Annotated in this window: 21 protein-coding genes and 1 riboswitch; of the genes, 11 read left to right on the top strand and 10 right to left on the bottom strand. The window is 68.4% G+C overall.

The window, feature by feature from the left end:
• Positions 1–35: 35 nt before the first annotated feature.
• From cydD to hisC, 4 genes are all read right to left on the bottom strand, one after another.
• Positions 36–3647: a thiol reductant ABC exporter subunit CydD gene (cydD, locus tag ACFV6H_RS20265; RefSeq protein WP_385543886.1), complete on the bottom strand. Its 3612-nt coding sequence runs from the start codon at positions 3645–3647 to the stop codon at positions 36–38.
• Positions 3648–3755: 108 nt separating this feature from the next.
• Complete coding sequence (gene cydB, locus ACFV6H_RS20260) at positions 3756–4754, bottom strand: cytochrome d ubiquinol oxidase subunit II (protein WP_385543883.1); 999 nt, start codon at positions 4752–4754, stop codon at positions 3756–3758.
• A 20-nt stretch (positions 4755–4774) separates the two neighbouring features.
• Entirely contained in the window at positions 4775–6283 is a 1509-nt protein-coding gene (locus tag ACFV6H_RS20255) for a cytochrome ubiquinol oxidase subunit I (protein ID WP_385543880.1), read from the bottom strand.
• A 280-nt stretch (positions 6284–6563) separates the two neighbouring features.
• Positions 6564–7646 carry a histidinol-phosphate transaminase gene (hisC, locus tag ACFV6H_RS20250; protein WP_385543877.1) on the bottom strand — a complete coding sequence of 361 codons (1083 nt, stop codon included), beginning with the start codon at positions 7644–7646 and terminating at the stop codon, positions 6564–6566.
• Between the two features lie 459 nt (positions 7647–8105).
• On the opposite strand from hisC, the gene ACFV6H_RS20245 reads away from it, so the two are divergent.
• The 3 genes from ACFV6H_RS20245 to ACFV6H_RS20235 all read left to right on the top strand — a co-directional run bounded on the left by ACFV6H_RS20245 (position 8106) and on the right by ACFV6H_RS20235 (position 11540).
• A complete protein-coding gene (locus ACFV6H_RS20245) occupies positions 8106–9218 on the top strand; it encodes a LacI family DNA-binding transcriptional regulator (protein WP_066951829.1) in 1113 nt (370 codons plus the stop codon).
• Between the two features lie 222 nt (positions 9219–9440).
• Positions 9441–10565 (top strand): metallophosphoesterase, encoded by a 1125-nt coding sequence (locus ACFV6H_RS20240; RefSeq protein WP_385544415.1) that lies wholly within the window; start codon positions 9441–9443, stop codon positions 10563–10565.
• Between the two features lie 147 nt (positions 10566–10712).
• The gene (locus ACFV6H_RS20235; RefSeq protein WP_385543873.1) at positions 10713–11540 is read left to right on the top strand and encodes a hypothetical protein; all 828 of its coding nucleotides are present in this window, start codon (positions 10713–10715) and stop codon (positions 11538–11540) included.
• A gap of 126 nt (positions 11541–11666) precedes the next feature.
• On the opposite strand, the gene thiC is transcribed toward ACFV6H_RS20235, so the two are convergent.
• Positions 11667–13514: a phosphomethylpyrimidine synthase ThiC gene (gene thiC / locus ACFV6H_RS20230; protein WP_385543870.1), complete on the bottom strand. Its 1848-nt coding sequence runs from the start codon at positions 13512–13514 to the stop codon at positions 11667–11669.
• Positions 13507–13652, bottom strand: a riboswitch (TPP riboswitch). It overlaps the preceding gene by 8 nt.
• Positions 13653–13723: 71 nt before the next feature.
• Here thiC and ACFV6H_RS20225 point away from each other — a divergent pair.
• Positions 13724–15238, top strand: coding sequence for a YibE/F family protein (locus ACFV6H_RS20225; RefSeq protein WP_385543867.1), 1515 nt, complete (start codon positions 13724–13726; stop codon positions 15236–15238).
• A 100-nt stretch (positions 15239–15338) separates the two neighbouring features.
• Here ACFV6H_RS20225 and ACFV6H_RS20220 read toward each other — a convergent pair whose 3' ends face one another.
• The 3 genes from ACFV6H_RS20220 to ACFV6H_RS20210 all read right to left on the bottom strand — a co-directional run bounded on the left by ACFV6H_RS20220 (position 15339) and on the right by ACFV6H_RS20210 (position 17065).
• Positions 15339–15773, bottom strand: a complete 435-nt coding sequence (locus ACFV6H_RS20220) for an SsgA family sporulation/cell division regulator (RefSeq protein WP_093594306.1) — start codon at positions 15771–15773, stop codon at positions 15339–15341.
• A 632-nt stretch (positions 15774–16405) separates the two neighbouring features.
• Entirely contained in the window at positions 16406–16603 is a 198-nt protein-coding gene (locus tag ACFV6H_RS20215) for a DUF5326 family protein (RefSeq protein WP_093594303.1), read from the bottom strand.
• 144 nt (positions 16604–16747) lie between these two features.
• A complete protein-coding gene (locus tag ACFV6H_RS20210) occupies positions 16748–17065 on the bottom strand; it encodes a cupin domain-containing protein (RefSeq protein ID WP_093594300.1) in 318 nt (105 codons plus the stop codon).
• A gap of 15 nt (positions 17066–17080) precedes the next feature.
• On the opposite strand from ACFV6H_RS20210, the gene ACFV6H_RS20205 reads away from it, so the two are divergent.
• The 5 genes from ACFV6H_RS20205 (at position 17081) to ACFV6H_RS20185 (ending at position 20740) form a co-directional block, all read left to right on the top strand.
• Positions 17081–17461 carry a phage holin family protein gene (locus tag ACFV6H_RS20205; protein ID WP_384983210.1) on the top strand — a complete coding sequence of 127 codons (381 nt, stop codon included), beginning with the start codon at positions 17081–17083 and terminating at the stop codon, positions 17459–17461.
• Positions 17454–17960, top strand: coding sequence for a low molecular weight protein-tyrosine-phosphatase (locus tag ACFV6H_RS20200; RefSeq protein ID WP_385543862.1), 507 nt, complete (start codon positions 17454–17456; stop codon positions 17958–17960). The genes ACFV6H_RS20205 and ACFV6H_RS20200 overlap by 8 nt, the downstream gene beginning before the upstream one ends.
• Positions 17957–19093: a cystathionine gamma-lyase gene (locus ACFV6H_RS20195; RefSeq protein ID WP_385543859.1), complete on the top strand. Its 1137-nt coding sequence runs from the start codon at positions 17957–17959 to the stop codon at positions 19091–19093. Before ACFV6H_RS20200 ends, ACFV6H_RS20195 begins: the two co-directional genes overlap by 4 nt.
• 221 nt (positions 19094–19314) lie before the next feature.
• Positions 19315–20208 carry a LysR family transcriptional regulator gene (locus tag ACFV6H_RS20190; protein ID WP_384983735.1) on the top strand — a complete coding sequence of 298 codons (894 nt, stop codon included), beginning with the start codon at positions 19315–19317 and terminating at the stop codon, positions 20206–20208.
• A gap of 52 nt (positions 20209–20260) precedes the next feature.
• Positions 20261–20740: an NUDIX domain-containing protein gene (locus ACFV6H_RS20185; RefSeq protein ID WP_093589666.1), complete on the top strand. Its 480-nt coding sequence runs from the start codon at positions 20261–20263 to the stop codon at positions 20738–20740.
• A gap of 24 nt (positions 20741–20764) precedes the next feature.
• On the opposite strand, the gene ACFV6H_RS20180 is transcribed toward ACFV6H_RS20185, so the two are convergent.
• Both ACFV6H_RS20180 and ACFV6H_RS20175 read right to left on the bottom strand, forming a co-directional pair.
• Positions 20765–22285, bottom strand: coding sequence for a globin domain-containing protein (locus tag ACFV6H_RS20180; RefSeq protein WP_385544412.1), 1521 nt, complete (start codon positions 22283–22285; stop codon positions 20765–20767).
• Positions 22286–23107: 822 nt separating this feature from the next.
• A complete protein-coding gene (locus ACFV6H_RS20175; protein WP_385543855.1) occupies positions 23108–23749 on the bottom strand; it encodes an HAD family hydrolase in 642 nt (213 codons plus the stop codon).
• 76 nt (positions 23750–23825) lie between these two features.
• Here ACFV6H_RS20175 and ACFV6H_RS20170 point away from each other — a divergent pair, with 76 nt between their 5' ends.
• Complete coding sequence (locus ACFV6H_RS20170) at positions 23826–24353, top strand: DUF2269 domain-containing protein (protein ID WP_385543852.1); 528 nt, start codon at positions 23826–23828, stop codon at positions 24351–24353.
• A 5-nt stretch (positions 24354–24358) separates the two neighbouring features.
• A complete protein-coding gene (locus ACFV6H_RS20165; RefSeq protein WP_385543849.1) occupies positions 24359–25240 on the top strand; it encodes a GNAT family N-acetyltransferase in 882 nt (293 codons plus the stop codon).
• Positions 25241–25264: the final 24 nt, after the last annotated feature.

Below are 25264 nucleotides of genomic sequence, written 5' to 3'. Positions count from 1 at the left end.
CGGACGACACCGGCAGGGCTGTCGGCGGTCGGCGATCAGCCGGTCATGAGCCGATCGCCGGCCCGCTCACGCTCCAGCATCCGCCGCAGTGGCCCTTCGTCGGCCGCCAGCTCGGCGTAAGGGCCTCGCTGTACGGGACGGCCTCCGTCGAGCACGATCACCTCGTCCACCTGGTCGAGCCCTCGCAGACGGTGGGTGATCAGCAGTGTCGTACGGCCCTCCGTCGCCTCCAGCAGATCGGCGGTCAGCGCGTCCGCCGTCGCCAGGTCCAGATGTTCGGCGGGCTCGTCCAGGACCAGTACCGGGAAATCGGCGAGAAGCGCGCGGGCCAGCGCCAGACGCTGCCGCTGACCGCCCGAGAGCCGGGCGCCGTGCTCGCCGACCAGGGTGTCGAGCCCGGCGGGCAGACCCTCGACCCAGTCGAGCAGCCTGGCCCGGCGCAGAGCCTCGCGCAGCTCGTCCTCGGTCGCCTCGGTACGGGCAAGCCTGAGGTTCTCCCGTACGGAACTGTCGAAGAGGTGGGCGTCCTGCGCGCACAGCCCGACAAAGCCCCGGACCGTGTCCCCGTCGAGCGCGGCCAGATCCGTACCGCCGAGCCGGCAGCCGCCCTCGCGTGCGTCCAGGAAGCGCAGCAGGACCTGCGCAAGCGTCGTCTTGCCCGAACCGGAAGGCCCGACGACGGCGACCCGCTTCCCTGCCGTCAGCGTCAGATCGAAGCCGCTGAGAGCGTCCCGCCGCTGCCCCGCGTACCGCGCGGACAGCCCTCGTACCTCCAGCGGGAACGGTGATACGGGAGCGACGGCCGGCCGCTCGGGCTCATGTACGGGCACGGGAGCGTCCAGCACCTCGTACACCCGCTCGGCGCCGCGCCTGGCCCGCTGCCGATAGCGCACGGCAAGCGGCAGCCCGGTCACCGCCTCGAACGCGGCGAGCGGAGTCAGGACGACCACGGCCAGCTCCACGCCGTCGAGGCGTCCGTCGCGTACCGCCTGAACGCCCACGAGCGCCGCCGCGGCCACAGTCAGTCCACAGACCAGCGCGGAGAGTCCGCCGCCGAGCGCGTTGGCGCTCGCGCCGCGCGCGGCGATGGCCGTCAGCGTTCCGTCGGCCTCGCGCACCCGGCGCATACGGCTCCGCAGCGCGCCCGCGACGGTCAGCTCGGCGGTGCCACGGAGCAGATCGGTGACCTGGGTGGCCAGGAGTCCGCGCGCCGGGGCCAACTGCCGTTCGGCCCGGCGCGCGCAGGCGCCGCTCACCAGCGGCACGCTCACCCCGGCGGCAAGCAGCCCGGCGGCCAGTACGGCACCCGCCTGCGGCAGCAGCCACGCGGTGAATCCGACGGCCCCCACTCCGACGAGCAGGGCGGTACCGACCGGGAGCAGCCACCGGAGCCAGTAGTCCTGGAGTTCGTCCACATCGGCGACCAGCCGGGACAGCAGATCCCCGCGCCGGGTCTCGCGCAGCCCGGCAGGCGCGATGCGCTCCAGCCGCCGGTACACGGAGACCCTGAGATCGGCGAGCATCCTGAGTACGGCGTCGTGCGACACGAGGCGCTCGGCGTAGCGGAAGACGGCCCGGCCGATACCGAAGGCACGGGTTGCCGTCACCGCAACCATCAGATAGAGCACCGGGGGCAGCTCGGAGGCGCGCGAGATGAGCCAGCCGGACACCGCCATGAGCCCGACGGCGGAGCCGAGGGCACAACTGCCGAGGACCAGCGCCAGTACAAAACGTCCGCGCAGCGCCCCGGCGGCGGCCCTCATCCGCACGAGCGGATCCCTGGCTGATCCACCTCCCTCACTGGGCGTACCAGCCGTGCCGGCCGTACCGGCCGCACCGAAATCGGCCGGTACGACATGTCCGCTGACGGCGTCGTCCCCGGCATCCGCATCGGCCTGTCCGCCGGCTTCTCCACCAATTTCGCCACCGACCGGAGCCGCAGGCGCCGGCACAAAGCCGAGACCGCCGCGCTCCTCCGCCGATCCGGACACCTCCGCCCTGCCCGCCGACCGCTCCGGCAGCGCGATCACCCGGTCGGCCACCGCGAGCAGCGCCGGTCTATGGACGACGAGCAGCACCGTACGGCCCAGGGCCAGCCGCCGTACCGCCTCGACGATGCCCGATTCCGTCTCGCCGTCGAGCGCCGCCGTGGGCTCGTCCAGCAACAGCAGCGGCCGGTCGGCGAGAAAGGCCCTGGCCAGCGCGAGCCGTTGCCGCTGACCGGCCGAGAGCCCGGAACCGTCCTCACCGAGCGGCGTGTGCACGCCCTGCGGCAGCGCCGTCACGAACTCATACGCACCCGCCTCCCGCAGCGCGTCCCGTACCGCCGCGTCGTCCGCGTCCGGCCGGGCCAGCCGTACGTTCTCCGCGATCGTGCCCGCGAAGAGATACGGCTGCTGCGGAACCCAGGCGATCCGCTCCCGCCAGCGGTCCGGATCAAGAGAGAACAGATCCCGGCCGTCCACCCGTACCCGGCCCTCGTCCGGTGCGGTGAAGCCGAGCACCACCTGGAGCAGCGTGGACTTCCCGACACCGCTCGGACCGACCAGGGCGACCGTCTCCCCCGGCTCGACCGTCAGCGAGGCCGCGTCCAGCGAAGGTTCCGTACGGCCCTGATGGCGGACGGTCACACCGTCCAGCTCCAGCCGTGGCGCACCCGTACCGGCCACCTCTCCCGTACCGCCCGCCGGAGGCCCGGTCTCCAGGACCGTGAAGATCTCCTCGGCGGCCGACAGCCCTTCGGCCGCCGCGTGATACTGCGCGCCCACCTGACGGATCGGCAGATAGGCCTCGGGCGCCAGGATCAGCACCACGAGCCCCGTGTACAGATCCAGATCACCGTGCACAAGCCGCATCCCGATCCCGACCGCGACCAGAGCCACCGACAGTGTCGAGAGCAGTTCCAGCGCGAAGGACGACAGAAAGGCGATACGCAGCGTACGGAGGGTGGCCCGCCGGTACTCCGAGGTGATCGCGCGGATCGACTCGGCCTGCGCCTTGGCCCGGCCGAAGACCTTCAGGGTCGGCAGTCCGGCGACCACATCCAGGAAGTGGCCCGACAGCCGGGAGAGCAGCCGCCACTGACGGTCCATCCGGGCCTGGGTGGCCCAGCCGATGAGCACCATGAACAGTGGAATCAGCGGCAGAGTCAGCACAATGACCGCCGCAGAGACCCAGTCCTCGGTGACGATCCTCGCCAGAACCGCCACCGGCACCACCACCGCGAGCCCCAGTTGAGGCAGATAGCGCGCGAAGTAGTCGTCCAGAGCGTCCACACCGCGGGTCGCGAGCGCGACCAGTGAGCCGGTGCGCTGTCCGCTCAGCCATCCCGGGCCGAGTGCGGTCGCCCGCTCCAGCAGCCGTCCGCGCAGTTCCGACTTGACCGCCGCGCTCGCTCGATGGGCCGCCAGTTCGGTCAGCCAGGAAACCAGAGCGCGCCCGACGGCGACCGCGACCAGCAGAAGCAGCGGAGTGCGCAGCTCCGAACCGTCCAGTCCGCGCTGGAACGCTCCGACCACCACCTCGGCGATCAGCATCGCCTGAGCAATCACCAACCCCGCACCGGCCACTCCCAGCGCCACCACGGCGATCAGGAAGTAGCGAGTGGCCCGGGCATATCGCAGCAGACGCGGATCGACTGGTTTCACGTGAAACACCCACTCCTACGAACCGGGCTCTTACGAACCGGGCTCTGCCCTCGGACGCATCGGTCTCTTACACATCGGCGATACGCAACAGCGGTCACGCAACGGCAGTCACGCATCCGCGATGTGCTGCGTTCCGATCCGCTTGCGGAACACCCAGTACGTCCATCCCTGGTAGAGCAGCACCAGCGGAGTCGCGATACCCGCGCACCAGGTCATGATCTTCAAGGTGTACGGAGTGGACGACGCGTTCGTCACCGTGAGGTTCCATGCCGGATTCAGCGAGGACGGCATGACATTCGGGAAGAGAGTCAGAAAGAGCATCGCCACCGCGGCCACGATCGTCACGCCCGAGAGCGCGAACGACCAGCCCTCACGTCCCGCCGCGATGGCGCCGATCGCGGCGACCAGCGCCACCACCGCCACGACCAGCGCGACCAGGCTCTTGCCGTCGCCCTGGTCCGCCTGGGTCCAGAGCAGAAAACCGAGCGCCAGCACGGCGGTCAGCGCCCCGAGTCCGACCGCCAGCTTCCTGGCCCGGACCCGGATGTCTCCCACCGTCTTGAGCGCGGCAAATACCGTGCCATGGAAGGTGAAGAGAGCCAGGGTGACCAAACCGCCCAGGATCGCGTAGGGATTGAGCAGATCCGCGAGATTGCCGATGTACTCCTTGTGCGCGTCGATCTTGACGCCGCGCACGATATTGCCGAACGCGACACCCCAGAGCACGGCGGGAAGCAGCGAGGTCCAGAAGATCGCGTGTTCCCAGTTGCGCTGCCAGCTCTCCTCGGGCCGCTTGGCCCGGTACTCGAAGGCGACACCGCGCACGATCAGACAGACCAGGATGAGCAGCAGCGGCAGATAGAAGCCGGAGAAGAGCGTGGCGTACCACTCGGGAAAGGCGGCGAAGGTCGCTCCGCCGGCACTGAGCAGCCAGACCTCATTGCCGTCCCAGACAGGCCCGATGGTGTTGATCAGGACCCGCCGTTCCTTACGGTCGCGGGCCAGCAGCTTGGTGAGGACTCCGATACCGAAGTCGAAGCCTTCGAGAAAGAAGTAGCCGGTCCACAGGACGGCGATCAGAACGAACCAGACGTCGTGGAGTTCCATAGCCATAGCTCCTCAAGTCCTCAGTACGAGAAGGCCATCGGCCGGTCGGCGTCCGTGTGGTCGCCGCCGATCTTTGTGGGCGGATGGAGATCGGCGTCCGTCAGCTCCGGCGGGCCGGCCTTGACGTACTTGACCATCAGCCTGACCTCGACGACCGCGAGCACTCCGTACAGCAGCGTGAAGACGATCATCGAGGTGAGCACCTCGCCCTGGGAGACTCCGGGGGAGACCGCGTCGGCCGTGCGGAGCACTCCGTACACGACCCATGGCTGGCGTCCCGTCTCGGTGAAGATCCAGCCCCAGGCGTTGGCGATCAGCGGGAAGAGCAGGGTCCAGAGGGCGACGATCCAGTACCACTTGGTGAGCTTCGGGCTGAGCGCCTTCTGCCGGAAGAGCACCAGATGGGGCACCTCGTCCTCGTCCGTCCGCAGGGCGGGTGGCAGCAGGAACTTCCGCCTGGTCAGCCAGAGCCCGAGCAGACCGATGCCGAACGACGCCATTCCGAAGCCGATCATCCAGCGGAAGCCCCAGTACGCGACCGGGATATTGGGCCGGTAGTCGCCGGGACCGTACTTCTCCTGCTCGGACTTGTTGACGTCGTTGATACCGGGGACATGTGAACTGAAGTCGTTGTTGGCGAGGAAGGACAGTAGTCCGGGAACCTCGACGGCCACGGTGTTGTGGCCCTTCTCGACGTCTCCGTAGGCGAACAGCGAGAACGGCGCGGGCGATTCGCCCTCCCACAGGGCTTCCGCCGCCGCCATCTTCATCGGCTGCTGCTCGAACATGACCTTGCCGAGCGAGTCACCGCTCACGGCGGTGAGCAGTCCGGCGATCGCGACGGTGACCAGGCCGAGGCGGAGCGAGGTCCGCATCACCGGTATGTGCTTCCTCCGCGCGAGATGGAAGGCCGCGATACCGACCATAAAGGCACCGCCGACCAGGAAAGCGGCCGTCAGGGTGTGGAAGAACTGGGTGAGCGCGGTGTCCTGGGTCAGCACTTTCCAGAAGTCGGTGAGTTCGGCACGGCCGGCTTCCTTGTTGATGCGATAGCCGACCGGGTGCTGCATCCAGGAGTTGGCGGCCAGGATGAAGTAGGCGGAGAGGACCGTGCCGATCGAGACCATCCATATACAGGCCAGATGGATCTTCTTCGGCAGTTTGTCCCAGCCGAAGATCCACAGTCCGATGAAGGTCGACTCGAAGAAGAAGGCGATCAGCGCCTCGAAGGCGAGCGGAGCACCGAAGATGTCGCCGACGAATCGCGAGTAGTCGGACCAGTTCATCCCGAACTGGAACTCCTGCACGATGCCGGTGACGACACCCATCGCGATATTGATCAGAAAGAGCTTGCCCCAGAACTTTGTGGCCCTGAGGTACTTCGGATTCTCCGTGCGGACCCACGCGGTCTCCAGGCCGGCCGTGAGCGCGGCGAGCGAGATCGTCAGAGGGACGAAGAGGAAGTGATAGACGGTGGTGATGCCGAACTGCCATCGCGCCAGGGTCTCCGGCGCCAGAGCGAGGTCCACGTCGTCTTCTCCTTACATCGCCGTGGTCACAGCGGCAGCTTGTCCCGTTCGCCCTGGACATACGAGAGGAAACGGGACGCGCTTGTGAACGCGTTCACATTCACAAGCATTATGTCGCACATGCTTCCGGGCCTTCGCAGGGGGGTCGGCATGCCTCGGGGCGGCCTCGAAGAGACCGCCCCGCACCACTCCGTATCGCTCTCGCCCGACCGGACCGGACCGGCCGAGCGAGACCGCACTGGCCGCACTGGCGCCGCACCGGCCAGTCTTACTGCCGCAGCTACAGCTCCTTGCGGAACGCCTCCGCCGCCTGGAGGAAGACGTCATTGGCCTCGTGCTCGCCGATCGTGACCCGTACTCCCTCGCCCGCGAAGGGCCGTACGACCACACCGGCCGCCTCACAGGCCGCCGCGAAGTCGAGCGTGCGGCCGCCGAGCCGCAGCCAGACGAAATTGGCCTGGGTCTCGGGCACGGTCCAGCCCTGGTCGACCAGGCCCGCGTAGATCCGCGTGCGCTCGGCGACCAGCGCGCCGACCCGGCCCAGCAGTTCGTCCTCGGCACGCAGGGAAGCGATCGCCGCCTCCTGTGCGATCTGGCTCACACCGAACGGGACGGCGGTCTTCCGCAGCGCGGCGGCCACCGGTTCATGGGCGATCGCGAAGCCGACCCGCAGACCGGCCAGTCCGTACGCCTTGGAGAATGTACGCAGCACGGCCACGTTCGGGCGCTCGCGGTAGATCTCCACGCCGTCCGGCACCTGCGCGTCGCGGATGAACTCGCGGTAGGCCTCGTCGAGCACCACCAGCACATCGCCCGGAACACGGTCGAGGAACCGTTCCAGCTCGGCGCGGCGCACCACCGTGCCGGTCGGGTTGTTGGGGTTGCAGACGAAGATCAGCCGGGTCCGCTCGGTGATCGCGTCGGCCATCGCGTCCAGGTCGTGCACCTCGCCCGAGGTCAGTGGCACCTCTATGGAGGCCGCGCCCGAGATCCGGGTGATGATCGGATACGCCTCGAAGGAACGCCAGGCGTAGATGACCTCGTCACCGGGGCCCGAGGTGGCCTGGACGAGCTGCTGGGCCACGCCCACCGAACCGGTGCCGGTCGCGAGATGCGCGACGGGCACGCCGAAGCGGTCCGCCAGCTCGTCCATCAGTCCGGTGCAGGCCATGTCCGGGTAGCGGTTGAAGACGCCCGCGGCCGAGATCGCCTGCTCCATCACGCCGGGCAGCGGCGGATACGGGTTCTCGTTGGAGGACAGCTTGTACGCGACGGGCCCGCCGCCGGACGCGGCCGGCCTGCCCGGCTTGTAGGTGGGGATGCCGTCCAGCTCGGCGCGCAGCTTGGGGCTCGTCTCGCTCACCGCAGGTCCTCCTCGGCCGTTCACGGGTCCGTACAACTTCTCTGACGACTTCAACGACGACTTCAATGCTGTTCACCTTATGAGGATTCGCGGCCCTTGCGAACCCGGCCGCCGGACCTTCGCCCGGACCGCCGCCGGACGCCATGAGACCCGCCGCCGGACCGCCGCCCGGACCGCCGCCGAACCCCTCAGAAAGAGGGGGCGCACTCGCTCCCATGGCGCGCGCCGGTGGCCCACTCCGTGGCGCGCGTCCCCCGTAGAGGTGAGTTGAGACCTCTTCGAAACATGGGCCCTACGACAGGCCCATGCGGCTCGTTGCATGGCAGAACATCGCTACACCTGTTAACTCCCTTATGTTCCAAGGCCATTAACCACCTTCAACCATGCAAAAACGTGCCTGCCCATAGGTGATTGTGCGACCGGACCCACCGCCCGCCCGAGCCCTACTATCGGCTCGCCATGACAGCAGCAGGGAAACACCAGGTGAGCCGGACGGACACATCCCGCCGGGGAAGCCGGCAAGGTCGGGCGGGCATCCGGGACGTGGCCGCCGCAGCCGGTGTCTCCATCACGACTGTCTCGGACGCGCTCAACGGCAAGGGACGGTTACCCGACGCCACGCGACGCCATGTCCGAGAGGTCGCAGAACGCCTCGGCTATCGACCGTCCGCCGCCGCCCGAACCCTCCGTACCGGCAAGTCGGGCCTCATCGGCCTGACGGTCACGACGTACGGGGATGAACCTTTCACCTTCACCGAGTTCGCCTACTTCGCCGAGATGGCCAGGGCCGCCACCTCCGCCGCGCTTGCCCGCGGCTACGCCCTCGTCATCCTCCCCGCCACCTCCCGCCATGACGTCTGGGCGAATGTCGCCCTCGACGGCACCGTCGTCATCGATCCCTCCGACCACGATCCGGTCGTCACCGAACTCGTCCGCCAGGGCCTTCCCGTCGTCTCCGACGGCCGGCCCGCGGGCACCCTTCCCGTCACCGCCTGGGTCGACAACGACCATGAGGCGGCCGTCCTCGATCTGCTCGACCATCTCGCCGCGGCCGGAGCACGCCGGATCGGTCTGCTCACCGGCACCACCACGGACACCTACACCCGGCTCTCCACCACCGCCTATCTGCACTGGTGCGAACGCGTCGGCCAGGACCCGGTCTACGAGTCCTATCCCGCCCACGACCCGTGTGCCGGGGCCGTCGCCGCCGACCGGCTGCTGGCCCGCCCGGACCGGCCCGACGCCGTGTACGGGCTCTTCGATCCCAACGGCACCGATCTGCTCGCCGCCGCACGGCGGTACGGACTGCGCGTACCGGACGATCTCCTGCTCGTCTGCTGCAGCGAGTCCACCGTGTACGCGTCGACGGAACCGCCCATCACGACGCTCTCGCTCAAGCCACGCCGTATCGGCACCGCCGTCGTCCAGCTCCTCATCGACGCCATCGAAGGGCTGGAGACCGACCGGCCGGTCGAGCAGGTCATACCGACCGAACTGATCGTCCGTACCTCCTCCCAGCGACGCCCTCCGCGCACCACGGTCAGCGCGCCCCGCTCTCCCGCGGGCGACTGACCGAAGGCCCAGACCTTTCGCATTTCGGGCGATCGGCGCGAAAACAGCCGCTGAACCGGAGGTGCAATCGGATTCACCACCCCTGGTGCGTCACACAGGACGAGCTGCATTCCTATGATGGGCGGACGACACCACGGACCTTCCCTCACCACCGGTGGACTCACCGCCACCGGCCGGACGGCCCGCGAGGTGTACGGCGGTACGACGGCGGTGGAGGGGTCGATGACACAGGGGGCCGGCCAGGGACCCGTGGTGCGGACGGCGACATTGCGCGACTTCCGCGTACCGCCGTACGCACAGGTCCCCGTGCAGTCCGGACCGCCCGGACAGCCCGGCCCCACGGCCGGTGCCATGTCCGGGCCGGCCGGTCCCATGTCCGGGCATCCCGGCAACGCGGTCCCCGACGACGAGCCGCCGGAGGGCTACACACCCACCGAGCGCGACCTCCCGGTGATCAACCGGGGGGACACGGTCCAGGTACGGGTGGCTCCCGCCGCCGACGCGCCGGGGCCTGACGGCCTCGGCCCGCTCTATGTCGTCGGCGATGTCCACGGCTATCTCGACGAACTCCTCGCCGCGCTCGCCGAACAGGGGCTGATCGACGCCGACGGCCACTGGACGGCGGGCAGCGCCCGCCTCTGGTTCCTCGGGGACTTCACCGACCGCGGTCCGGACGGTATCGGTGTCATCGATCTCGTCATGCGGCTCTCCGCGGAGGCGGCGGCGGCGGGCGGCTACTGCAAGGCCCTGATGGGCAATCACGAGCTGCTGCTGATCGGTGCCAAGCGGTTCGGCGACACGCATGTCAACTCCGGCGCGGGCACGGCCACCTTCCAGGCCGCCTGGCTGCTGAACGGCGGTCAGCGCACCGATATGGAGCGCCTCCAGGACGTCCATCTCCAGTGGATGTCCCGGCTCGACGCGGTGGTCGAGGAGGAGGGACATCTGCTGGTGCACTCCGACACGACGGCCTATCTGGACTACGGTTCCACGATCGAGGACGTCAACGACACCATTCATCAGATCCTCACCCGCAATGACGCGGACGAATGCTGGGATCTGTTCCGCAAGCTCACGAAACGCTTCGCGTTCCGCGACGACAGCGGCCCGCAGGCCGTCCAGGAACTGCTCTCCAAGTACGGCGGACAGCGCATCGTCCATGGCCACAGCCCCATTCCCTATCTGCTGGGCGAAGTCGGCACCGAAGATGTCTCGGACGGCGAGGCGGACACCGGCCCGGTGGTGGAAGGGCCACATGTATATGCCGACGGACTTGCCATCGCGATGGACGGCGGAGTGACCATGGCGGGAAAGCTGCTGGTCGTCCGGCTTCCTCTGGAGAACTGAAACACCGTCACGCGAGTGATTTCCGCAAACCCCCTGTCACCACGCGCCGGAAGAGCTCTACCATCGGTTTATCCGTAGCAGGCTCTCCTCCGTTTTCGCCAACTGCCCGCCCTATGCGGGCAAACCGGCCCTACGGAGCATCGGGGGATGCACATGAACAGCGCTCCACACCTGCTGAGCGAGGATCGCGCGGATTTCGAGCGGATCCTCGATGACGTGCTGCGCAACGCGCACGACCGGCCGGATCTCGACACGGTCGGGGAGCGGCTCAACAATGAGCAGCTCCGCACGATGACGCTGAACGCCACGGCGCTGATAACGACGGCCGCAGCCGCCGAGTACGAGCACTACAGAAAGATCCGCGAGGAGTCACGCTCGCCGGGGCCCTCGGTCTCGGTCCGCGATTCCGTGCTGGAGCCGGAGGGAAGCGAGCCGACGGGATCCGGTGCGGGGCTGACGGCTGTTGTCACCGTGCTGCTCCCGGTGCTCGGAGGCACGGCCGCGGTGATCTTCCTGCTCGTCGGTTATCTCCTCAAGGCGCTCAGCCGGCCGCCCGCGTTCGCCGACAGCCTGGTCGCCGTGGGCTGGTTCTTCGGTGCCATCACCGCGATAGGCATCCTGGCCGCCGCGACAGGCCTGCTGATCACGGCCCTGCGCAACAGCTCGACCCAGCTTCCGGCCGAGGAGCCGACGAGCGGTGAGCTGCCGGACGAAGTGGCCCGTGCGCGGGAGGCCTGGCGCCATGCCCTGCTGGAGCGCGGCATTCTGCCCTTCCTACGCGCCGCTCTGGCCGACCCGAGCGCGGATCCGGCCGCGCCGCCGCCCAGGTCGATCAAGCATCTGCCCAAGATCGGCTACAGCCGGCCCGACTTCACCAGCCCGGACGAAGGAGCCACCACCGGCCAGCGCCCGAGCTTCACCAGCCCGGACTTCACCAGCCCCGACTTCGGCGGCCCGGACCACCACCCGGAGTGACGTACGGCGCTGACGGCACCGGGGACCGCCGACGGCCCCGGAGACGTCGTCAGACAGCCGGTGTGAGCGGTGGGGCCCGGACCTCGGACCGAGGCCGCCACCGCTCACCTACCGCGAGTCTCCAGATCAGTCAGCCAGCGGCAGATATACGCGATTGCCGCTCGCCGCGAACTCCTTGGACTTCTGGGCCATGCCCGCCTCGATCTCGGCGGTTCCGAACACGGTGTCCTCCGTACCGGTGCCCTCCGTACCGGCGCCTGCCGTCCCGCCACTCGCCATGTCGCCGCCGTGCCGCTGCCGGATGTCCTGCGAGATCTTCATCGAGCAGAACTTGGGGCCGCACATCGAGCAGAAGTGGGCCGTCTTCGCCGGTTCGGCCGGGAGGGTCTCGTCGTGGAACTCCCGGGCCGTGTCCGGGTCGAGGGCCAGATTGAACTGGTCCTCCCAGCGGAACTCGAACCGGGCGTCGGAAAGGGCGTCGTCCCAGTCCTGCGCTCCCGGATGGCCCTTGGCGAGATCCGCCGCATGGGCTGCGATCTTGTAGGTGATGACACCGGTCTTGACGTCGTCCCGGTTCGGCAGACCGAGGTGCTCCTTGGGCGTGACATAGCAGAGCATCGCCGTCCCCCACCAGGCGATCATCGCCGCACCGATCCCGGAGGTGATGTGGTCGTACGCCGGAGCCACATCGGTCGTCAGCGGGCCGAGCGTGTAGAACGGCGCCTCCTCGCAGATCTCCTGCTGAAGGTCGATGTTCTCCTTGATCTTGTGCATCGGGACATGGCCCGGCCCTTCGATCATCGTCTGTACGCCCAGCCGCTTCGCGGTGGAGTTCAGCTCCCCGAGCGTCCGCAGCTCGGCGAACTGGGCCTCGTCGTTGGCATCCGCGATGGAGCCCGGCCGCAGACCGTCGCCCAGGGAGTACGTCACGTCGTACGCCGCGAGGATCTCGCACAGCTCCTCGAAGTTCTCGTACAGGAACGACTCCTTGTGGTGCGCCAGACACCAGGCCGCCATGATCGAGCCGCCCCGCGAGACGATGCCCGTCTTACGGCGCGCCGTCAGCGGCACATAGCGCAGCAGTACACCGGCATGGACCGTCATGTAGTCGACGCCCTGCTCGGCCTGCTCGACGACCGTGTCCTTGTAGATCTCCCAGGTCAGCTCCTCGGCCCTGCCGTCGACCTTCTCCAGCGCCTGGTAGAGCGGCACGGTGCCGATCGGCACGGGGGAGTTGCGCAGCACCCACTCACGCGTGGTGTGGATATTGCGGCCGGTGGAGAGGTCCATGACCGTGTCGGCGCCCCAGCGCGTCGCCCAGGTCATCTTCTCCACCTCCTCCTCGATGGAGGAAGTGACCGCGGAATTGCCGATGTTGGCGTTGACCTTGACCAGGAACCGCTTGCCGATGATCATCGGCTCGATCTCCGGGTGATTGACATTCGCCGGCAGTACGGCGCGGCCCGCGGCGATCTCCTCGCGGACGACCTCCGGAGACACGTTCTCGCGGATCGCGACATACTCCATCTCCGGTGTGATGTCTCCGCGACGGGCGTACGCGAGCTGTGTCACCACCTGCCCGCTCCGGCCCCGGCGCGGCTGACGCGGCCGGCCCGGGAAGACCGCGTCGAGGTTACGCAGTCCTCCGCGCGGCGCCGTGTGCTTGAGCCCGTCGTCCTCGGGACGGACCGGCCGGCCCGCGTACTCCTCGGTGTCACCTCGCCCGATGATCCAGTTCTCCCGCAGCGGCGCGAGACCGCGGCGTACATCGGTCTCGACGGTGGGATCGGTGTACGGCCCCGAGGTGTCGTACAGCGTCACATCCTGGCCGTTGGTGAGGTGCACCCGGCGGACCGGCACCTGAAGGTCGGGGCGTGAGCCCTGGACATATCCCTTGTGCCAGCCGATGGACCTCTGGGCCTCGATCGGATCTCCCGAATCGGAGGCAGGCGTGTGTGCGTCCTGAACGGTCATGAGACCTACTCCCTACGCCGGCATTACCCGGTAACAGGTTCAGCGGTCGGCGCAGCTCAGGAGTCCTGGGGATACTCCCCGGGACTACACAGTCAGCGCCCTCTCAGCCCGGTGCTCCGAGCTCCCGCGTGTGCAAAAGGTGCCCCCACGCTAGCGTCATATCCGGCGTGCTGAACAGAGGGCCTCTGGCTTCTTGCGATGATCGGAGGGTGACCTCACCCCAGCAGACCCACGAATCACACGGACACTCGCACAGCCATGGCCCCGCCGCGCCGGTCTCCCAGCACCTTCGCAAGGTCATCGCCGCGGTCCTGATTCCGTTCGCGACTGCGGTGGTCGTCGGGCTGGCCGTGCTCTGGCCGGGTGGCGCACCGGCGCATGAGCGCACCGGTGTGGGCTTCGACCGGCAGACCGAGCAGGGCCGGGTGGTACAGATCCAGTCGGTCGACTGCAAGGACGTGAACGCCGCCCAGATCCCGTCCACCGGCGATACCTCAAAACCTCAGGGACGTGAGGCGGAGCGGGCGGAGAACGGTGACTGCACCAAGGCGACGATCGAGGTCACCAGCGGCAAGGAGAAAGGGCGGACCTTTATCGAGGTCGTCCAGCCGGACGCACCGCGACAGTTTCACGTGAAACAGGGCGTAGTGGTGGCATACGCACCCGACGCGCCTCGCGATCTCCAGTACTCCGTGACGGATGTGAACCGCAGATTCCCCATGGCCCTGCTGGCGGGGATCTTCGCCCTGGCGGTGGTCGTGGTGGGGCGGCTGCGCGGTCTCATGGCCCTGGTCGCACTCGCCGTCTCCTTCGCCGTGCTGACACTGTTCATCCTGCCCGCGATTCTTCAGGGCTCGAATCCGCTGGTCGTGGCGGTGGTCGGGGCCAGCGCGATCATGCTGCTCGCGCTCTATATGTGTCACGGTCTGACAGCCCGTACCTCGGTCGCGGTCCTCGGCACACTGATCTCACTGCTGCTGATCGGGCTGCTGGGCTCGCTCTTCATCGGCTGGGCGAGCCTGACCGGCAATACCGACGACAACACCGGGCTGATCCATGGCCTCTATCCCGAAATCGATATGAGCGGTCTGCTGCTGGCGGGCGTCATCATCGGTTCACTCGGTGTGCTCGACGATGTGACCGTCACACAGACCTCGGCGGTCTGGGAGCTGCATCAGGCGGATCCGTCGATGGGACCGCGTGCCCTCTACCGGGCCGGTATCCGGATCGGCCGGGACCATATCGCCTCGGTGGTCAATACGCTCGTCCTCGCCTACGCGGGCGCCGCGCTGCCGCTGCTGCTGCTCTTCTCGATCGCGCAGTCGGGCGTGGGTACGGTCGCGAACAGTGAGCTGGTGGCGGAGGAGATCGTCAGAACGCTGGTGGGCTCGATCGGTCTGGTCGCATCGGTGCCGGTGACCACGGCGCTGGCGGCGCTGGTGGTCTCCGCCGATCGCTCGGGGCAGAAGGACTCGCCAGTGGCCCCGACGACGGCCCCGACGGAGGCTCTGCCTCCCACACCGCCGTATCCGGCTCCTGGTGGGACAGCGGGCCCCTGGTCGGCGGGTCCGGCAGGCCCGGCAGGTCCAGCAGGCCCGACGAGTACGACAGGCCCGGCGGGCCTCTCGGATCCCGAGGGCCCGGAAGCGGCGCCGTCACTGCCGGTACAGAGCGCACCGGCGCGCAAACTGGGCGGCGGCAAGGGCCGACGCCGCAAGAAGTAGTCCCTCTGGTCCCTCTGCCGTCCCGGCCCGGAAATCGCCGTCCCGTCCGGAAATCCGTTCGGCCGTAAAGGATCACCCGGACGGCCCCGTTCGGACCGGCTCAGCCGGCATTCTCCTCGGCCAGGATGCGGCCGAGCGCCTCCTCAAGATTGCCCTCGAAGTCACCGAGCGTGCGCTCCTGACCGAGCGGAACCAGTCGGTCCGTGCGGTCGAGGAAGGCCACCAGAGGCGCGGCACTGACGCGGAAGAGCGCGTGATCGTCGCCGACCTGGAGCCGGATATGGACATCGGAGAGGTCCTCGGGCTCGGTGGGCGCGATATGCACATCGCCGTCACCGCTCGGCGTGTTGATCCCGTCGAGCAGCAGCTCACGGCCGAAGGTCCAGGTGACAGGCGCATCGCCGGGCAGATGGAATGTCATGCGCACGGCGTAGGGATCTCTCATCTCGTAATGGAGTTCCACCGGGATCCGGAACGCCAGCTCCTCCGAGACAAGGAAGCTCATCAGGACCTCGGCCTGCACCGACTCGCGCATCGTGTACTCCGGAGTAGATGAAACAGTGGCTGGGAATGATCCCCGTTGACCCTCTTGACGCAATCGTCCTGTAAGCGCTAGCAGATCACAAGGAGTAATTTTTCAGATACAGATAGAGAAGGCGAGCGCGCTGAGCAGCGATCCGGTCTCTCTGTGTAATCGCTCGACTGCCGGGAGCCGTTGCCCTCGCTCGTGGAGTGGCACAGAAACAGCCACGGTCGCCGCCACGGATCCAAAACGGACGGGCGCGTCGAGCGTGTCGTCGTGCCGGCGCGTGTCGTGCCGGCGGCCGATCGAGTCGGTAATCCTGCCGCGACGATTCTGCACAGCCTCACCGAGGGCGAAAACACTCGGAGCTGCGCTTTCTGTAACCGTGGCCAAAGTCGCCCCCAGGCATGCCGACGGGCGAGAGCCCGCCCGCGGGGGCCGCCCCCGCGCGCCCGCCGCACTCCTGAGGGAGACCGGGGAGCGGTGGGATTTGTCACTCTAGGGGCAGGCCGCTCCCCGGGATGGTTTCCGGTTCACCTTTCCCTCGCGCGGGCTAACAGCCGTACGCGCGGTCTGTCCTACAAGTCCGTACCGGTCCGGTCCCTACCGTTCCTCACCGGTCCCTGCCGGTCGCCCCGCGAGGGCTAGGAGGACATGAACTTCCGTACGACATAGATGAGTCCGCCGACGAGTGCCACAAAGATCAGCACCTTGAAGAGCACTCCGATCACAAACGCGACCACGCTCATGATCAGTCCACCGAACACGACGATGGCGATCACGGGCACCGCGATCCACTTCACCCACCAGGGCAACCCCGTGAGTAGCTCCCGAACCGCCATCGTCCTTACCTCGCTTCACCGAGTGACTCACGTACCTGCCTTGCACCATCGATGCTAGAGCCGAGGGAACGGCGGCGGAGCCTGTGCGGCCCCCGCTCTCCCCTGATCCGACCCTGAGGCAGCCCTGAGAAGAAGGCCGCCCGGTCAGCCCTCGGGCGGAGAGAACACGACCATCACCCGCAGATCCTCCGTGATGTGGTGGAACTTGTGCGCGACTCCGGCCGGTACGTACACGACGCTGCCCCGGCCGACCTGGCTCGTCTCCATCCCGACGGTGATCGAGGCCCGGCCGCTCACGACGAAGTACACCTCGTCCTGCCGGTGCGGCTGCTGCGGGTCGATCTCACCGGCGTCCAGGGCGTAGAGGCCCACTGACATGTTGCGTTCCCGCAGAAACTGCAGATACGCCCCGTCGTTGGCGGCACGCTCCGCCTCCAGCTCGTCCAGTCGGAATGCCTTCATGCCACGATCAGACACATGAAGAATTTCGTAGTCAAGACGATCGCCAACGCGGGCGCTCTCGCGGTGGCGATCTGGCTGGTCAAGGACATCACTCTGACCGGTGACAGCACCGGCAACCAGGCCCTGACACTGGTGCTCGTGGCACTGGTCTTCGGGCTGGTGAACTTCATAGTCAAGCCGGTGGTGAAGCTGCTGACACTGCCGCTGTTCATCCTCACGCTCGGACTGATCACGCTGGTGGTCAACGCCCTGATGCTGCTGCTGACCTCATGGCTCGCCGACAAGCTGGATCTGAGCTTCCAGGTCGACGGCTTCTGGACCGCCGTGCTCGGCGGCCTGATCATCTCGATCGTGTCGTGGGCGCTGAACATGGTGCTCCCTGACGACAATGACTGACCGCCCGTACCGCGTCTGCTTCGTCTGCACCGGCAATATCTGCCGCTCGCCCATCGCCGAGTCCGTCTTCCGCGCACGGCTGATCGAGGCCGGTCTCGACGGGCTGGTCGAGGTGGACAGCGCCGGAACCGGCGGCTGGCACGAGGGCGACGGCGCCGACCCGCGCGCCGTCGCCGTACTGGACGCGCACGAATATGAGAACGATCACACCGCACGGCAGTTCCACGCCTCGTGGTTCTCCCGGCTCGATCTGGTGATCGCGCTGGACGAAGGTCATCTGCGCGAGCTGCGACGGCTCGCGCCCACCGCCGCCGATGCCGCGAAGGTGCGGCTGCTGCGCTCGTACGACGCCGCCGCGGAGCCGACCGGTGAGCTGGGCGTGCCCGATCCGTACTACGGGGACATCACCGGCTTCGAGGAGTGTCTGGAGCTGGTGGAGGCGGCGAGCGAAGGGCTGCTCTCCGCCGTACGGGACACGATCGAGGAGGCGGCGGCATGAGCGTGAACGGCACGGGCATCGGGGACGGCACTCGGGCGGTGCGGGCCGGGCTGCCCGACCCGGTGACATATGAACCGACCTTGCCGGGCCCGGTGTTCGCCGCCCACTACCACCTGCCGGGCGAACCGACCGGCCCGTACACCTATGGCCGGGACGACAATCCGACCTGGACCCATCTGGAACGGGCCATCGGCGAGCTGGAGGCGCCGGGGAAGCCGGTCGAGACCGTCGTCTTCGCCTCCGGGATGGCCGCGATCTCGGCGGTGCTCTTCTCACAGCTCCGGGCCGGCGACACGGTCGTACTGCCGAGCGACGGCTATCAGGCCCTGCCGTTGCTGCGCGAACGTCTTGAGGCGTACGGCGTAACGGTGCGGACGGCGCCGACCGGCGGCGATGCCCAGCTCGGCGTTCTCGACGGCGCTCGGCTGCTCTGGATCGAGACTCCGTCCAATCCCGGCCTCGATGTCTGCGACATACGGCGGCTGGTACGGGAGGCGCATGCCGCGGGCGTGCTGGTCGCCGTCGACAACACGCTCGCCACGCCGCTCGGCCAGCGGCCTCTGGAGCTCGGAGCGGATTTCTCGGTGGCCAGTGACACCAAGGGCATGACGGGCCATGGCGATATCCTGCTCGGCCATGTGACCAGCGCCGATCCGGAGCTGGCGGCGGGAGTACGGCGCTGGCGCAAGGTCGTCGGAGCGATCCCGGGGCCGATGGAGGCGTGGCTCGCGCACCGCTCGCTGGCCACGCTCCAGCTCCGGATCGACCGTCAGTGCGCGAGCGCGCTGGTGCTGGCCCAGGCGCTGCTGGGACGTGACGAGGTGAGCGGGCTGCGCCATCCCGGGCTGCCGAGCGATCCCTCGTATCCCGTCGCCTCGCGGCAGATGCGGCGCTTCGGCTCCGTGGTCTCGTTCGTACTGCCCGACCGGGAGTGGGCCGAGCGTTTTCTCGCCGGGCTGCGGCTGGTGGACGACGCGACCAGCTTCGGCGGCGTACGGTCCACGGCCGAGCGGCGCGGCCGGTGGGGCGGCGACGCCGTACCGGAAGGCTTCATCCGATTCTCCGTCGGCGCCGAGGACGCCGAGGACCTGGTCGCGGATGTGCTGCGCGCCCTGGATGGAGCGGCCTACTGAAACCTGGCCCGTGGAATGCGGCGTTCACCGGATACGGACGGTCCGAGCCTCCCCCCTCATGGCTCGGACCGTCCCAGGTTCCACGCGCGGAGAACCACTTGCACAAGGCTAGTTGACTCTGCGTCAGTGTCCAATCACAGTAGCGACAGCAACCTATCGACTTATTTATAGTTGACGGTCCGAAGATGCTGCGGCCCAGGTACGAGACGGGAGAGCGGGACATGGACCTGGCTCTGCTGCGTACCTTCGTCACCGTGCACCGCGCCGGCTCCTTCACCCGGGCCGCGGCGCTGCTCGGTCTCTCCCAGCCCGCGGTGACCGGCCAGATCAGAACTCTCGAACGACAGCTCGGCCGTCCGCTCTTTCTGCGCCAGGCCCGTGGCGTGACACCCACGACGATCGGCGACGAACTCGCGCACCGGGCGGCACCGCATCTCGACGCGCTGATCGAGATCGCCGAGACCGGGCTCGACGAGGAGTCCGGCGCCCGGACGCTCCATCTGGCGGGGCCGCCGGAGTTCACATCCGTACGCGCTCTGCCGGCGCTCACTCCGCTCACCGCCCATGGCCTCACGCTGCGCGCCTCGTTCTGCGCCAATGCCGAGGAGACCCTGGAAGGGCTGGCCGCCGGACACCATGATCTGGCCATCACCACGGCCCGGCCCCGCGGCGGACTGCTGACGTCGACTCCGCTCTGCGACGAGGAGCATGTGCTGGTCGCCGCGCCACGCTGGGCCGCACGGCTGGGCCATACGGTCCTGCGCGAGGGCCATGTGGTGCTGGAGCAGCTCCCGGTGGTGGAGGTGCATGAGTCGCTGCCGCTCGTCTCCCGCTACTGGGCGTCCGTCTTCGACTCCCCGCCGGCCGCCGCGGGTACGGTGATCGCGCCCGATCTGCGGGCCGTGCTGGAATGCGCGGCGGCGGGCGCGGGACTGGCCGTACTGCCCCGCTATCTCTGCGAGGGCGCGCTGGAGCGGGGAGAGGTGGTCGCGCTCCTCGATCCGCCGGTGCCTCCGCTGCGCACCTATTTCCTGGTCGTACGCACCGGCACACTCGCGCTGCCGCCGGTCGCGCGGGCGCACGAGTGGCTGCTGCGTGCTGCGGTGGACTGGTGACAGCGGGGCCGACGGGCGTTTCAGAACGGGTGCCACGGGCGAACCTCTTCCCATGACCGAACGGCCCGTGGTCAAGCGCACCGCACGCGCCATCCTGCTCGACGGCGACGACCTGATCCTGATCAAACGCACCAAGCCAGGAGTGGATCCCTACTGGATCACACCGGGTGGCGGCGTCGAGACGACGGACTCCACCGTCGTCGACGCACTCCACCGCGAAGTCCACGAAGAGCTGGGCGCCAAGATCATCGATGTGGTGCCGTGCTTCGTCGACACCGTGGAACATATCGCCGACGGCGGCGTGACCGGCGTCAAAGTGCAGCACTTCTTCGTCTGCCGGCTGGAGTCGATGGACATCTCCCTACGGCACGGCCCCGAGATGGACGAGCCCTGCGGGGAGTACGAGATCGTCCGGGTGCCGTTCAGCCGGATCGGGATCGCCGCCGTCCATCTCGTACCGCTCTCGCTGCGGCACTATCTCGACGGCAATATCGAGGGCGTGCGCGCGATGCACGCCCCCGATCTCGGCTGAGAACTCAACTCCGCCCGGCCGGGCTCAGTTGGCGGCGGCCACCAGCTCTTCGAGGGAGTCGTGGCGGATCCGCTCGGACGGGATCCCGGCGCCCTTGAGCGCGTCGAGGCCACTGCGGATCATCCCGGGCGGACCGGACAGATACGCGTCGTACTCATGCCAGGGACCGTGCTCACGCACCGCCTCGGGAAGCTGTCCCATCAGTCCCAGGGTGGGCCCCTCCGCGACCACCGGGCGTACGGAGAGCCAGGAATGCTCGCTCTCCAGCCGCAGCATCGTCTCGATGTCGTACAGGTCCTGATCGCTGCGCGCACCGTAGAAGACCTCGACCGGGCGCCGGTGGCCGTGCTCGGCGACATCCTCGACAAGCGCCTTGATGGGCGCGATGCCGGTGCCTCCGCCCAGACAGAGCAGACCGTTGTGGCTGCTGTGGTCCACGATCATCGAGCCGGCGGGCGGCCCGAGACGGAGCACATCGCCGGGACCGGCGTGATGGACCAGGGCATTGGAGACCCAGCCCGCCGGAACGGCCTTGACATGGAAGGAGAGCAGCCCGTCCGGGCGCGGTGCCGAGGCGAAGGAATAGTGCCGCCAGACCCGGGGCCACCACGGCGTCTCCAGGCTGGTGTACTGCCCGGCGAGGAAGGGATACGGCTGGTCGGGCCGGACGGTGACGACGGCGATGTCGGCGGTGCGCAGCTCGTGCGAGACCACTTCGGCCTGCCACCAGGCCGGAGCGTGCAGCTCGTTCTCGGCGGCGGCGTCGATCATGATCTGCGAGATGGTCGTGTACGTCCTGACCCAGGCGCCCTCGGTCTCCTCGTCCCAGATGGTGGAGGCATAGCGGGTCAGCGCGCCGATCAGGGCCTCGCCCACGGCGGGATAGTGCGTCGCCTGAGTGCCGTACTTGCGGTGTCCACGGCCCAACTGGCGCAGATAGCCGGTCAGGACGTCCGGGGTGTCCATGTGCTCGGCGGCGGTGAGCAGCGCCTTGAGGAGGCGGTCGCGCTGGGCGTCCATGGCCGCGGGGAACAGATTGCGCAGATCCGGATGGCGGACGAAGAGCAGCGCGTAGAAGTAGGAGGTGAGCTGGTCGGCGACGGGAGCGACCTCCTCCAGCGTGCGACGGATGAGGATCGCGTCGGGGGACGCGTTGCGGTCCTCCGGAAAGAGTGAGGCCGCGGGTGCGGCCACGGACGGCTGTGTGGCCGGGGCCATCGGCGGAGCTTCCGGAGGCAGCGCGGCCGATACCGGGGCCTCCTGCGGCAGCGGAGCGGCGGTCCGGAGCCCGGAGGCGCCGGTCTCGGTGTGTCCGGGCTCGGTACGGCCGGGCTCGACGGCGTCGGGCTGGGTGGTACGGGCGTCCATGGCCTGTGGCTCGGAAGCACGCGGCTCCGCGTCCGGCTCCGGTGGCCTCGGCCTGGCAGGCGGCTCGCTGGTCTCCTGTGCGGCCTGGGGGCGCGTCTCGGGAGGCCCTACGGGATCGGGCCGGGCCGCAGCCGGCTGGGCCGACGGCGGCTGTGTGGGGATCGGCTGAGCAGGTATCGGCCGGGTCGGCTCCGGGCGGCCGACGGCGGACCGTACAGCGGCCTCCGCGGCGGCCTGGGAGACAGGTCCCCGCTCTCTGCCCGTCTCTGCCGTGGTGACGGGTCCCTCAGGGACCGGCGGATGCGCGGCCGGTCCGTCACCGCCACGGGATCCCGTGGCGCGCGGGTTGGTACGCGGGCGAAAGGCGTCGGGGACATCGTCCACCGGTGCCGGAGGGCCGGGGACCGTCTCCGTACGCGCGTCATGCCCCGCGGGGCCCTCACGCGAGGGCCGCGTGGGACGCGTCGCGCCGGAACCGACCGGGCGTATGGAGGCAAGTGAGCGGCTCGGCACGCGTATTCGCTCCCGGCCTGCCGACTGCCCTGCCGCACCGCCTGCCGGGCCGGCTGCCGGTCCGCTTGCCGTGCCGGAGTCGGTGCGGCCCTCGGCGCTCGGCGCCCTGCGGGGAGCGAACCAGCCGCCCTTTCCGCCGTCTCCGGAAGTGCCGTTGTCGGCCGACGTGGTGGTCGGAGCGTCCATGGTGTGCCTCGCCTCGAACATCTTTCGGTCGGTCTGCGCACTTCCGCTGGCCCGGAATACGCTAGCAATTCCCCGCTCGACTAGGACTGTTGACAGCCCACATTAGCCTCCGCCGCGCTCCCGTTCCCTGCTGTCGCAGCATGACAGGGAACACCGGCGGATGGGACAAAGAGCGTGAAGTCCGGCCATCCGTACCGGATTTACCGTTACGCTGCATTGCTCCTGTGCCCATTCGCGGTTTCCCGCCGCGTTTCCCGCGGCGCCCTCGGGTCAGCGTATTACTGTCCGAAGGCGCCTGAGTCACCGCGCAGGGCATACCAGTTCATAGGCCTCACGCAGATCGCCTCCGCTGTACGTGTGCGTGGCAAGCCCCGACAGATGGTGGTCCGCATTGACCGCCACCGCCCTGGGCACCGCCGCAAAAATCTCGGCGTCCGACATGGAATCACCGTACGCAACGCAGTCGTCCAGGCTTACCCCGAACTCTGCACACAGCCGGTTCGCGATCTCCACTTTGGCCGCCGGGTTGAGAATGCCCGCCCGGTCGACCGGCTCGGTGAAAGGCGGAACCGGCCAGCGTGAACCATGGGCGGCATGCGCGCCCCAGTCCAGCAGGCGTCTGACAAAGAAGTCGGGCGAGAGGGAGATAACGGCACAGTAATCTCCTTGGCTCCGGATATCCGCCCAGACCTCACGTATCCCGGCCAGCCAGGGCGCACCGTCGAAGGCCGCCGATACCTGCTCCATGGTCAGATCGGCCCATAGCGCCCTCGCCTGTACCGCGAACTCGTCCGGTGCCATCCCTCGGGAGAAGAAGTGGCTCTCCAGCTCGGCGATCTCGGTGCTCAGTCCGAGCTGCCGTGAGATCTCCACAGCAGCGGCCGAACCGCGGATGAGTGTTCCATCGAGGTCGAAGAGATGCAGTCTGCGTACGCTCGCCATGTACGCCGAGGTTAGTACGTACGGTTACTCCCGTCGTCAGACGCCCTTCTGCCGACCGGACGGCACCGTGTTTCACGTGAAACACCTCAAACGGCCCGTCCGCCGGGCCCTCCTGGTCATCCATGTCGCTACGTCCGTGAGCTGGCTGGGGCTCACGATCGGTCTGCTGACACTCGGCGTGACCGCCTTCCGCACCAGCGACCCCGCCATCACCCAGACCGCTTACCAGGCCATGAAGATCCTCGTCGACTGGCCGATCATCCCGGTGGCCCTGCTCGCGCTGATCAGCGGACTGGTGCTCTCGCTCGGTACGCCCTGGGGTCTGGCCCGGCATCGATGGGTGTGGATCAAGTTCTGGCTCACTCTGATCACCTTCGGTGCGACGGTCTTCGCCCTGCGGCCAGGCATCCATACAGCCGCGGCCACCGGAATACCGGACAGCAGCCTGGTCGCCGCGCCCACGGTGGCCACCTCCGCCTATCTCTTGATGACCGCGATCTCGGTGCTCAAGCCCTGGGGACTGACCCGGCGCGGGCGCCGCCTTCGGGCTGTACCAACTTCCCGCAAACCGGTGGACGAACGATCACCGGCTCCGACAGCCTGATCCCCATGCCGACATCGCTCTCCGTTCTGCCCATCCGCCGTCTGACCTTGGGTGACCTCATCTCCTGTGCGGATCTCGCCGAGGACCGTGGCTGGGCCCGGGAGGAGCACAGATGGGGTCTGCTGCTGACGGCGGGCACCGGATACGGGATCGATGATCCCGAGGGCAAGGGCCTGGCCGCCGTCTGCGTGATCACCTCGTACGGCTCTTCGGGCGGCGGCCAGGGTCTCGCGGCGATCGGCATGATGCTTGTCGCCGGGCGCCATGCCCGGCAGGGGCTCGGACGGCGGCTGATGACTCATGTACTGCGCGAGGCCGGAGGCACGCCGCTCATGCTGCATGCCACTGAGTACGGCCGGCCGCTCTACCGGCAGCTCGGCTTCACCGACATCGGCGGGACCGAGACGGTCCTCGGGCGCTTCCGGTCTCCGGAGACCGCGCCATCAGTGACGACACGGCCCGCTGCCGCCGGCGATCTGCCGACGATCGTGCGTCTGGACACCGAGGTCCTCGGAGTCGACCGTACCCATCTGATCGCGCGCCTCCCTGCCTTCGCGGACCGGCTCGGAGTCGCGGAGGACAGCGCCGGGCTCATCGGATACGCGGCGGTCTGGCCCACTCCGGAAGCACATGTGATCGGCCCGCTGGTCGCCGGCGACGAGGAGACCGCGAAAGCGCTGATCTGCTCATTGGTCGCTTCGCTGGGCCCCGACCTCGACCGGCCGGTGCGTACGATGATCGATATACGCCATGAGGAGCTGCTGGCCTGGGTGAAGGAGCACGGTCTGGAGCCGGCGGCCCGTACCACGACGATGGTCCATGGCATCCCGGATCTGCCCGGTGACTGGACCAGGCGGTTCGCGCCGCTGAACCTGGCGACAGGCTGAGTCGCAGGGCGCCCACCTTCGGTG

The organism is Streptomyces sp. NPDC059743, assembly GCF_042732975.1.
Lineage (GTDB): Bacteria > Actinomycetota > Actinomycetes > Streptomycetales > Streptomycetaceae > Streptomyces.
Note: the sequence above shows the minus strand (reverse complement) of the source record. Positions and strands in the feature narration are given on the sequence as shown.

Bases quoted from the DNA above. Each gene is read 5' to 3' on its own strand.
- ACFV6H_RS20190 (WP_384983735.1), top strand. From the start codon at position 19,315: ATGGACCTGGCTCTGCTGCGTACCTTCGTCACCGTGCACCGCGCCGGC.
- ACFV6H_RS20215 (WP_093594303.1), bottom strand. From the start codon at position 16,603: ATGGCGGTTCGGGAGCTACTCACGGGGTTGCCCTGGTGGGTGAAGTGG.
- ACFV6H_RS20175 (WP_385543855.1), bottom strand. From the start codon at position 23,749: ATGGCGAGCGTACGCAGACTGCATCTCTTCGACCTCGATGGAACACTC.
- thiC (WP_385543870.1), bottom strand. From the start codon at position 13,514: ATGACCGTTCAGGACGCACACACGCCTGCCTCCGATTCGGGAGATCCG.
- cydB (WP_385543883.1), bottom strand. From the start codon at position 4,754: ATGGAACTCCACGACGTCTGGTTCGTTCTGATCGCCGTCCTGTGGACC.
- ACFV6H_RS20200 (WP_385543862.1), top strand. From the start codon at position 17,454: ATGACTGACCGCCCGTACCGCGTCTGCTTCGTCTGCACCGGCAATATC.
- ACFV6H_RS20195 (WP_385543859.1), top strand. From the start codon at position 17,957: ATGAGCGTGAACGGCACGGGCATCGGGGACGGCACTCGGGCGGTGCGG.
- ACFV6H_RS20185 (WP_093589666.1), top strand. From the start codon at position 20,261: ATGACCGAACGGCCCGTGGTCAAGCGCACCGCACGCGCCATCCTGCTC.
- ACFV6H_RS20210 (WP_093594300.1), bottom strand. From the start codon at position 17,065: ATGAAGGCATTCCGACTGGACGAGCTGGAGGCGGAGCGTGCCGCCAAC.
- ACFV6H_RS20245 (WP_066951829.1), top strand. From the start codon at position 8,106: ATGACAGCAGCAGGGAAACACCAGGTGAGCCGGACGGACACATCCCGC.
- ACFV6H_RS20235 (WP_385543873.1), top strand. From the start codon at position 10,713: ATGCACATGAACAGCGCTCCACACCTGCTGAGCGAGGATCGCGCGGAT.
- ACFV6H_RS20240 (WP_385544415.1), top strand. From the start codon at position 9,441: ATGACACAGGGGGCCGGCCAGGGACCCGTGGTGCGGACGGCGACATTG.
- ACFV6H_RS20165 (WP_385543849.1), top strand. From the start codon at position 24,359: ATGCCGACATCGCTCTCCGTTCTGCCCATCCGCCGTCTGACCTTGGGT.
- ACFV6H_RS20205 (WP_384983210.1), top strand. From the start codon at position 17,081: ATGAAGAATTTCGTAGTCAAGACGATCGCCAACGCGGGCGCTCTCGCG.
- ACFV6H_RS20220 (WP_093594306.1), bottom strand. From the start codon at position 15,773: ATGCGCGAGTCGGTGCAGGCCGAGGTCCTGATGAGCTTCCTTGTCTCG.